At 51.2% G+C, this 9,604-nt stretch carries 7 protein-coding genes; 6 read left to right on the forward strand and 1 reads right to left on the reverse strand.

The features are described from left to right. Positions 1–105 precede the first annotated feature (105 nt). The 6 genes from FS806_RS24285 to FS806_RS24310 all read left to right on the forward strand — a co-directional run bounded on the left by FS806_RS24285 (position 106) and on the right by FS806_RS24310 (position 8,209). On the forward strand, positions 106–642 hold the full coding sequence (locus FS806_RS24285; protein ID WP_144941823.1) for a shikimate kinase: 537 nt from the start codon (positions 106–108) through the stop codon (positions 640–642). Positions 643–1,014: 372 nt separating this feature from the next. Next, complete coding sequence (locus FS806_RS24290) at positions 1,015–2,421, forward strand: cytochrome ubiquinol oxidase subunit I (RefSeq protein WP_144941825.1); 1,407 nt, start codon at positions 1,015–1,017, stop codon at positions 2,419–2,421. Next, positions 2,405–3,421, forward strand: a complete 1,017-nt coding sequence (gene cydB / locus FS806_RS24295) for a cytochrome d ubiquinol oxidase subunit II (protein ID WP_144941827.1) — start codon at positions 2,405–2,407, stop codon at positions 3,419–3,421. The genes FS806_RS24290 and cydB overlap by 17 nt, the downstream gene beginning before the upstream one ends. Then, complete coding sequence (gene cydD / locus FS806_RS24300; RefSeq protein WP_144941829.1) at positions 3,421–5,163, forward strand: thiol reductant ABC exporter subunit CydD; 1,743 nt, start codon at positions 3,421–3,423, stop codon at positions 5,161–5,163. Before cydB ends, cydD begins: the two co-directional genes overlap by 1 nt. Further along, positions 5,160–6,929, forward strand: a complete 1,770-nt coding sequence (cydC, locus tag FS806_RS24305; RefSeq protein WP_144941831.1) for a thiol reductant ABC exporter subunit CydC — start codon at positions 5,160–5,162, stop codon at positions 6,927–6,929. Before cydD ends, cydC begins: the two co-directional genes overlap by 4 nt. A gap of 350 nt (positions 6,930–7,279) precedes the next feature. Further along, positions 7,280–8,209, forward strand: coding sequence for an alpha/beta hydrolase (locus tag FS806_RS24310; protein ID WP_222126766.1), 930 nt, complete (start codon positions 7,280–7,282; stop codon positions 8,207–8,209). A 20-nt stretch (positions 8,210–8,229) separates the two neighbouring features. Here FS806_RS24310 and FS806_RS24315 read toward each other — a convergent pair whose 3' ends face one another. Then, positions 8,230–8,811: a hypothetical protein gene (locus FS806_RS24315; protein ID WP_144941835.1), complete on the reverse strand. Its 582-nt coding sequence runs from the start codon at positions 8,809–8,811 to the stop codon at positions 8,230–8,232. Between the last annotated feature and the right edge of the window lie 793 nt (positions 8,812–9,604).

A 9,604-nucleotide genomic window follows, 5' to 3' on the forward strand; every position in this document is an offset into this window, starting at 1 on the left:
CTCGACAAACACCATTCTACCAAAGATTTGGGCACTTTTTTATGTTTTCAATGAACGGTACTTTCGAAATTTAGGTTAAACATTTTTCGGGGAGAGAGGGTTCTAATGGATAAAGTTAATAATAGGAAAAATATCGTTCTAATAGGTATGACAGCCTGTGGGAAAAGCACCATTGGAGCTTTGATTGCCAAAGAACTGGATATGACATTTATTGATACAGACCTTACCATACAACAAAAATACGGTAAGCCATTGTGGCAATTACTTGAGGATGTCGGAAGTAAAGAATTTATTATTAAAGAATCCAAAGTGATTTGCTCGCTTGATTGCACAAATTGTTGTATAGCAACGGGTGGGAGCGCTGTCTATTCCGATGAAGCTATGAACTTTTTAAAGCAGATAGCAGTTATAGTATATATTAATCTTTCATATCCGAACGTAGAAAAACGATTTGCCGATATAGATATAAAAAGCCGCGGGATAGTTATGGATAATGGGACAACATTGTTTGATGTATATAATGAAAGAAAAATATTATACAGCAAATATGCCGATTACACGATCGAGGCCGATGATAAGTCTATCGAAGACTTGGTAGCACAAATCATTAGCTTATTTTCTAAAGAAAGCAAATGCATTTAAGAAAAATGGGTTGAAATCCTTTGAAAAACCATTGTTTTGGCTGCAAGAGAGTAGTAACTTTCTTGCAGCCTTTATTTTTTTGCAGGAGGGGACAACTTAAAACGCGCAATTTCTGAGGCTAGAGCAGCCTCGGAAACTTGCGCTTTTTCCTTCATTGTGGTTGTGGGTCGCTTGAGCAGCATTCAAGCCTTTTTTCGCTTTTCTCTGCCTGCTGTTCTGCTCATAGAAGGCGAAAACGCTGCCATTAGGAAAGTTCGCTGTATTGTCATTTTAAGTCAGAATAAGTGTGACAAACATCACATGTATGGCGAGGGGGATCGGTCATAATGGGGGGAAGGCGGTATACAAATAGAAGAGTTGGGGGAAACGTCAATGGATATGGTTATTCTGTCGCGCATCCAATTCGCATCGACGACTATTTTTCACTTTTTCTTCGTTCCGGTGTCGATCGGATTGGCCTTCCTGATTGCCATCATGGAAACCATGTATGTAGTTAAAGGGAATGAAGAATACAAGAAGATGGCGAAGTTCTGGGGGAAGCTGTTCCTGATTAACTTTGCCGTCGGAGTCGTTACCGGGATTATCCAGGAGTTCCAGTTCGGCATGAACTGGTCGAATTATTCCCGCTTTGTGGGCGATGTTTTCGGCGCACCGCTGGCGGTCGAGGCGCTGCTGGCGTTCTTTATGGAATCGACGTTCATCGGCCTGTGGATCTTCGGCTGGGATAGGCTGTCCAAGAAGGTTCATCTCGCCTGCATTTGGCTTGTCGTCTTCGGCACCGTCATGTCTGCTTTCTGGATTCTTGCCGCGAATTCCTTTATGCAGCGACCGGTCGGCTTTACGATCAATAACGGCAGGGCGGAGATGAACGATTTCTTCGCTCTGATCACGAACGGTCAACTGCTGGTGGAATTTCCGCACACAATATTCGGAGCTTTGGCCACAGGCGCGTTCCTGATGGCGGGGATCAGTGCCTGGAAGCTGCTTAAGAAAAGCGATACGTCATTTTTCAGAAAATCGTTTCAGCTCAGTATTGTCGTTGCTCTCGTTACTTCCGTTCTGGTGGCTGTCTTCGGTCATCAGCAGGCGCAGTATCTGATCCAGACGCAGCCTATGAAAATGGCCGCCAGCGAAGGGTTGTGGGAGACGAGCGAGGACCCCGCCCCCTGGACGGTGATCGCCGCCATCGATCCGGATAAGCAGGAGAACTCCATGGAATGGAAAATTCCATATTTGCTCAGCTTCCTGTCCTACAGTAAATTTACCGGCGAAGTAAGGGGCATGAAGGAGCTTCAAGCCGAGTATGAGCAGAGCTACGGGCCCGGAAACTACATTCCTCCGGTACGCACAACGTTCTGGAGCTTCCGCATCATGGTGGCGGCCGGAACGCTGATGATTTTGCTCGGCATGTACGGTGTCTACTTGGCTGTGCGCAAGAAGCTCGGCCAGGGAAACCGTGTCTTTATGCGGCTAATGATCTTCTCGATCTTCCTGCCGCACATTGCCAATGCATCCGGATGGATCATGACGGAGATCGGCCGACAGCCGTGGACCGTATTCGGGCTGATGCGCACAGAGGACAGCATATCGCCCAGTGTGACCGCCGGGGAGGTTCTGTTCTCGCTTATTGCTTTCTCGGCTATTTATACCGTACTGGCCATAGTCATGGTGTATTTGTTCCTGCGGGTGATCAAGCAAGGACCTGACGCCGCTGCGCCAGTTGAATCTCGGGATTATGATCCGTTCGATCGGGAGGGATATCATGCTGTCTCTAAATGAGCTCTGGTTTATATTGGTTGCCGTCTTGTTTATCGGATTCTTCTTTCTGGAAGGATTCGATTTCGGAGTAGGCTTATCCACCAAGCTTCTGGCCCGGACTGACGGGGAACGCAGGGTGCTGATCAATTCGATCGGCCCGTTCTGGGATGCGAATGAAGTGTGGCTGCTGACGGCAGGCGGGGCGATGTTCGCCGCCTTTCCTCACTGGTATGCCACGCTGTTCAGCGGTTTTTACATGCCGCTCGTCGTTGTGCTGCTGGCTCTGATCGGCCGCGGCGTCGCCTTCGAATTCAGGGGGAAGGTGGACAGCGTACGCTGGAAGAAAACATGGGACCTGGTTATCTTCCTGGGCAGCCTGCTGCCTCCGTTTCTGTTCGGCGTCGTCTTCGCCAGTCTTCTGAAGGGGCTGCCGATTGATCAGAACATGGAGATGAATGCCGGGTGGTTGGATATGGTCAACGGATACACGGTGACCGGCGGAATAACGGTCGTCATGCTTTGTCTTGTGCATGGCCTGATGTTCACGACGCTGCGCACGATGGGAGAGCTGCAGGAACGCGCCCGCAGAATGGCGAGGAGCCTGTTGCTTCCGCTGGCCGGCCTACTCCTTGTGTTTGGTTTCATGACCTATTGGATGACCGATATCTTTGCGGTGCGTGGGGGCATATTAATCCCTCTTGCCGTAGTCGGAGTGCTGGCTTTCGTGCTGGCCGGTTATTTCATCTCCAAACGCAGGGACGGGTGGGCGTTCGGCATGACCGGTACGGTCATTGTCTTGTCCGTTGCTTCCGTCTTTATCGGTTTGTTCCCGCGCGTTATGATCAGTTCGCTGGACAGCGCGTTCAATCTGACCATTCATAATGCGGCTTCCGGCGCATATTCTCTCAAAATCATGACCATTGTGGCCGTCACTCTGCTGCCCTTCGTGCTGGGCTATCAAATATGGAGCTATTTTGTCTTTCATAAACGCCTTCATGAGAAGGGGCATCTGGAATACTGATGGATAAACATTTACTGGGGTACAAGGGAGCCAAAGGGACCGTATTCGTCCTTGCGCTCCTGATCCTGTTACAAGGCATTTCTATTGTATACATGGCTAAAGGGCTGGCGGAGGTTATTTCGGCGCTGTTTGAAGGGCACGCTTTGCGGGAGCAAAAAGGTCCGCTGCTCGTATTTCTGCTGGCCTTTCTGACCCGGCAGATGACGTCTCTGCTGCAGCAGAAGACGGCCCAGCGCTTTGCTCAAGCGACAGCGGCGGATATGCGCAGGAAGCTGATGGAGCGGCTGTTTCGGCATGGGCCGAGATTAATCCGGGCGGAAGGAACCGGGAATGTGGTGACCCTTGTGCTGGAGGGCGTCTCCCAGTTCCGCACCTACCTGGAGCTGATTCTGCCCCGGATGATCGGAACGGTGATTATACCGATCATTCTGCTCGGATACATCTTCCTGCTGGACGGCGTATCCGGCATCATTTTAGTTGTAACGATGCCTATTCTCATCGCTTTTCTTATTCTGATCGGGCTGGCTGCGCGCAAGCAAATGGATCGTCAATGGACATCGTACCGGACCTTGTCGAATCATTTCGTAGATTCGCTGCGCGGGCTGGAGACGCTGAAGTTTCTCGGGCGCAGCCGCTCGCACAGCCATACGATCGGGCAGGTGAGCGACAAGTACCGGTCAGCGACGCTGCGCACGCTGCGTGTCGCTTTTCTGTCCTCCTTCGCCCTGGATTTCTTCGCGATGCTATCCGTAGCGTCCGTTGCGGTAAGCCTGGGATTGCGCCTGGTTCAAGGACATATGACGCTGGCGGTCGGCTTGACCGTTCTCATCCTGGCGCCGGAATATTTCCTGCCGGTCCGGATGATCGGGGCCGATTACCATGCTTCCTTGCGGGGCAAGGAGGCAGGCAAAGCCATTCATGCGATCATCGGCCATACCCGGGAAGCATCGGTATCTTCAGCATCCTCGGAATCCGGCCCGCCTCCCGATTATGCATGGACGCACAAGAGCACCTTGGCGCTGGCCTCGATTCATGTCCGGCATGAAGCGGAAGGGCCTTATTCCTTGCAGGATGTTTCCTTCAAGCTTCAGGGGATGCGAAAAATCGGCATCATCGGTGAGAGCGGTGCCGGCAAATCGACGCTGATCGATGTGCTGGGCGGCTTCCTGCCCCCTTCTTCCGGGTATTTCGAGCTGGACGGTCATCACGTCTGTGCTCTTAACGGAGATTTCTGGCGGCAGCAGATGGTCTACCTTCCGCAGCATCCTTATATCTTCAACCGGTCTCTGGCGGACAATGTCCGTTTCTATGCGCCGGATGCTTCGCAAGAGGAGGTGGAGCGCGCGGTGGCTGCCGCCGGACTTTCGAATCTGGTCGCGGCGTTGCCTCACGGAATGGATGAAGCGATCGGCAACGGCGGGCGGAGACTGAGCGGAGGACAAGAGCAGCGTATCGCGCTCGCCCGTGCCTTCCTGAGCGACCGGCCGATTGTTCTGCTGGATGAACCGACCGCCCATCTCGATATAGAGACGGAATATGAATTGAAGGAAACGATGCTGTCCTTATTTGCTGACCGGCTCGTATTCCTGGCCACTCATCGCCTGCACTGGATGCCGGATATGGACCAGATCATTGTACTGGATAAAGGAAGAGTGGCTGAGACAGGCACTCATGAAGAGCTTATCGCACAGAAGGGCTTGTATTTCCAGATGCTTGCATCGCAACGGGAGGGGATTCTATGAAGCGGGAGGAATGGTTGCGTCCCTACACGAAGGCTTACTCGGGACGCATCGCGGCCATAGCCGTCCTGAGCTTGTTAACCGCCCTTAGCGCCAGCCTGCTTCTGTTCACCTCCGGTTATCTCATCTCCAAGGCGGCGCTGCGTCCGGAGAATGTTCTGATGATCTATGTGCCTATCGTGCTTGTCAGAACGTTCGGGATCGGCAAGGCGGCCCTCCATTACATCGAGCGGTTGGTCAGCCATGATACGGTATTGCGTATCTTGTCCCAAATGCGCGTACGGCTGTATCAGGTTCTGGAACCGCAGGCGCTGTTTGTCCGCTCCCGGTTTCGGACGGGCGAGCTCCTGGGCACTCTGGCCGACGATATCGAACACTTGCAAAATGTATATCTCCGTACGGTATTCCCGATGCTTACGGCCGTAATTATGTACGGACTATGGATAGCCGCCTTAGGCTGCTTTAACCTGTCCTATGCGCTGCTTATGGGAGGATATGTCGGTATTCTTGTGTTTATTCTGCCGGGATTGTCCCTATGGCTGACGAGGAAGAAATACTTGAGCATGAAGAAGGAACGCCAAGGGCTGTATCAGAAGCTGACCGATGCCGTCCTGGGCATCAACGACTGGGTCATCAGCGGAAGGGCACAGCAATTCGTCGGTTCGTACGAGAACGATGAACGGAAGGTGGCTGCCATCGACAGCGAGTTGAAAAGCTGGGGCAGATGGCGATTTTTGATCGGGCAATGTGTGGTCGGCATCGCAGTGGTGTCCATGATCTGCTGGTCGGAGCAGCTGACCGTCCGCGGGGATATTCCCGCTGTCTGGATCGCGGCCTTCGTGCTCGTCGTGTTTCCATTGATGGATGTCTACTTGCCCGCTTCCGAGGCTGTAGAGAAAATTCCCGAGTACCAGGACTCCAGGGCAAGGCTGGCAGGACTGAGCGATCCGTCGCCGGTGCAGGCGGGAGAGGCTGCTCCCCGGGGGCTGGTGCCCGAGCCATCCATTCCGGAAGAAGCACTGCGGCAGGCACGGCAGCACGCGGACATCCGCTTGGATCAGGTCCGTTTCCGGTACGATGGCGCAGCGGATCGGGTGCTGGACGGGATTTCCCTCCATATCCCGCAAGGGGCCAAGGTGGCGGTTCTGGGGCGGAGCGGGGCCGGGAAATCTACCCTGCTGAAGCTGATTCAGGGAGCAATTACTCCGGAGAGCGGCCGGGTAACCATAAACAGGGTGAGTGCAGACCGGTTCGGCGAGCATATTCCCGAAGTAATGGCGATGCTGAACCAGAGCCCGTACCTGTTCGATACGTCGGTGGCGAATAATATTAGGCTCGGCAGACCGGATGCAGCGGAGGACGAGGTTCGGCACGTGTCCCGCCTGGTCGGGCTGGACATGCTGATTGAATCCTTGCCTGCAGGCTATGCCACCCCTATGCTGGAAGCGGGACAGCGGTTCTCCGGCGGGGAGAGGCAGCGGATTGCCCTGGCCCGTATCCTGCTGCAGAATACGCCGGTCGTCCTTCTGGATGAGCCGACGGTAGGGCTCGATCCGAAGACCGAACAAAGCCTGCTGGCCACCATATTCGATGCGCTGCAGGGGAAAACGCTCCTGTGGATAACGCATCACCTGCTGGGTGTACATCAGATGGATAAGGTGATTTTCCTCGAAAACGGAAAAATTACGATGAGCGGCCCACACGCCGAATTAATGGCACGGAATGCCCATTACCGGCAGCTGCACCATCTGGACTACCCTGCCGGTTAACCGCCGGCCTAGAACGGAGTACCGGCCAAGCGCGAAATGAAGTTGGCCTGAGGGGGAAATTGTTTAAAACTATTTTTTCCAACAAATCCTCATGAGGATGTAGTATAATGCACAGGTTAGAGTTGGTAACTATGGAAAGTATCGGGATAGTGGATTTTCCGCCATGATTATGGGAGGTAACTCCTCTCTATCCGGGCTCTGGCGCAGGGCTCAAGATCGTGTTACTATGTTGCCAAAGACATTAATGCGGCAGTGGCCGGAGCTTGAAGCAGCCGGGGAGCGCAAAGGCTGACGATACAGCCGGTGAACCGGCGGTACCAGGCTCCGGTCCAATCCAATCCGGGGAGATTATGATGAGAAGCTCACAAATTCAATGGACGGACAAGAACATACACGTATACAAATGGGAGCCTGATGAAGGGGAGAAGACCTGCGGGATCGTTCAGGTGGTTCACGGGTCGTGTGAGCACGCGAACCGATATGAGCGCTTCGCCCGTTACCTTACGGAGCATGGATGGGCTGTCTATGCCGGTGACCTGAGGGGACACGGCCGGTCGGTATCCCGGAAGGAGGATCTGGGGTATTTCGGGGAGAAGGACGGCTGGAGCGGGATGGTCGATGATGTGCACAAGGTGACGGAGCTTATTCGCGAGGAGAATCCCGATAAGAACATCGTCCTGTTTGGCCACAGCATGGGCTCGTTCCTGGCGCGCCATTATGCGATGCTGTTCGGCCCGGAGCTGGCGGGATTGATTCTTAGCGGCACCGCCCATTATGACAGGCTTTCTCTGAGGGCGGGCAGATTTCTCGCTGAACGGGAAATCCGGAGGAAGGGCATTAAACATCGCAGTATGCTGCTGTATAAGCTGACATACGCTTCCTTCAACAGAAGGTTCGAGCCGGCGCGGTCCAGTCAGGACTGGTTATCGCGGGACCAGACGGAAGTGGACTTGTTCCTTCAGGATGAGCTTTGCGGATTTGTGTTCACGGCCGGAGGCTTTCGTGACATGTTCGACGGCCTGTTATTTATTACCGACCCGGTCAACATCCGGCGGACTCCCGGTGATTTGCCTATTTATTTAATCTCCGGCAAGGATGACCCTGTCGGCCAATTCGGAAAGACGGTAAAGCGGGCCTATGACTCTTACCGGAGCGCCGGCTTAACCAATATTGAAATGAAATTATACGACGGAATGCGGCATGAAATCTTGAATGAAATCGGCCGGGAAGAAGTATATGGAGACATCCTGGGGTGGATGGAGAATATCAAGATCAAATAACCCCTTAGCCTGGGGGTTAGTCAGAATAAGTATTTTAATCCTCTATTGTTTTCGAGCCATAACGAGAATTGTTCGGTTGATTTTATACCTTCGAATACAGCTTCATAAATATCTACGCTGAAAAACTTTTTCCGATAGTCGGGATGTCGGTGAAGATGGTTCTTAAGCGCCAGTATAATTGGCCTGTTTGTTTCGTTGACCTTTGATTGCAGCGCGGCAAATTGTTCTTGCTTTTGTTTAAATTGTGTTGATTCAATTGCCCATACATCTATCTTCCAGTCATTATTTAATATGGTGGTATATATTCCCCAATAAAGACCTCTTGGCAAATGTGGGGATAAACCATTCCATTCATTGCGGTAATTCATCTTGGAAGGATTTAAACTATTAGCTAAGTCCTTCCCCAGGTCAAAGAACTTGGATACGCTCATTTCATTATCCTCAAGATATATATCTAAATCTCTCCAAGTCATTAAATTTAATGAATAACTACCGTGGACACAAGGTTGTCCATATTGTTTCAAGGTCTTCATTAGTCCCAACGCATTTAGCAGATCATTTGCTTCATTACGTATTTTTTCGTTTAGCTCCTCGTAGGGCATAGATTACACCTCCATATTTTTTCATCATACCACAATAGTTGGATAGACTTGTTATTGAAATGAATCTTATATACTTCATGAGCTTATACAATAACGAGCGATTGCAGCAAAGCAAAAACGGCCTTAGTCCGATGGAATCAGGAACAAGGCCGCTTAATCGTTTTTTTATCGTATTATTTGTGCGATTTTCTTTAAATATAGAAAGTATAAGATTTGAGAGCTTATTTAGTTCCTTATTTAAAACCGAACGTTTTGGCGGATAGCTCTTCTTTCAATCAAGGAGCTGCCCCAAAATCCAGTTTGCGATTTTTCAGCACTGCTAGCACCGGAATTTTTCGTTTATAGTGAACTTTTTTGGACAACGCCGAAATCGTCCACCGGATGGTGTAAAAGACAAGCAAAACTGCAGGTCTTTTTTGGAAAAAACCGCGGAGTGCCCTATTCTAAAGCAATAATGCACGTCTTTTTGGAGAAAAGTCGCCACATACCTGATTCTAGAGCAATAATGCACGTCTTTGGAGCGATTTTTGCGAAATGGCCCCATTTAGTGAAAAAGACGTGCACATTTGAGCGTCTTTCGCCTTCTTTTTGGAAATAGACACGATTTTAATGTATTTTTGCTCGTCTTTGCGATGTCTTTACCGACCCGGATGCGACGCGTGGCTTTCCCTCAGGGCTCCGTCAGGAGCTAATACCGGGTTATTCATCTTCGAAATGGCTTCGTTAGGAGCTTTTTTTACCACATTAGAAAGTTTAAGTTCATTAAAGCATTAAAATGGAACAAACTTTCTAA

Source organism: Paenibacillus sp. 32O-W, from assembly GCF_007679495.1.
GTDB classification, from domain to species: domain Bacteria; phylum Bacillota; class Bacilli; order Paenibacillales; family NBRC-103111; genus Paenibacillus_L; species Paenibacillus_L residui.

What these genes read in the sequence shown, in the direction of transcription:
- FS806_RS24285 (WP_144941823.1), top strand. Translation starts at nt 106, where the DNA reads ATGGATAAAGTTAATAATAGGAAAAATATCGTTCTAATAGGTATGACA.
- FS806_RS24290 (WP_144941825.1), top strand. Translation starts at nt 1,015, where the DNA reads ATGGATATGGTTATTCTGTCGCGCATCCAATTCGCATCGACGACTATT.
- cydB (WP_144941827.1), top strand. Translation starts at nt 2,405, where the DNA reads ATGCTGTCTCTAAATGAGCTCTGGTTTATATTGGTTGCCGTCTTGTTT.
- cydD (WP_144941829.1), top strand. Translation starts at nt 3,421, where the DNA reads ATGGATAAACATTTACTGGGGTACAAGGGAGCCAAAGGGACCGTATTC.
- cydC (WP_144941831.1), top strand. Translation starts at nt 5,160, where the DNA reads ATGAAGCGGGAGGAATGGTTGCGTCCCTACACGAAGGCTTACTCGGGA.
- FS806_RS24310 (WP_222126766.1), top strand. Translation starts at nt 7,280, where the DNA reads ATGATGAGAAGCTCACAAATTCAATGGACGGACAAGAACATACACGTA.
- FS806_RS24315 (WP_144941835.1), bottom strand. Translation starts at nt 8,811, where the DNA reads ATGCCCTACGAGGAGCTAAACGAAAAAATACGTAATGAAGCAAATGAT.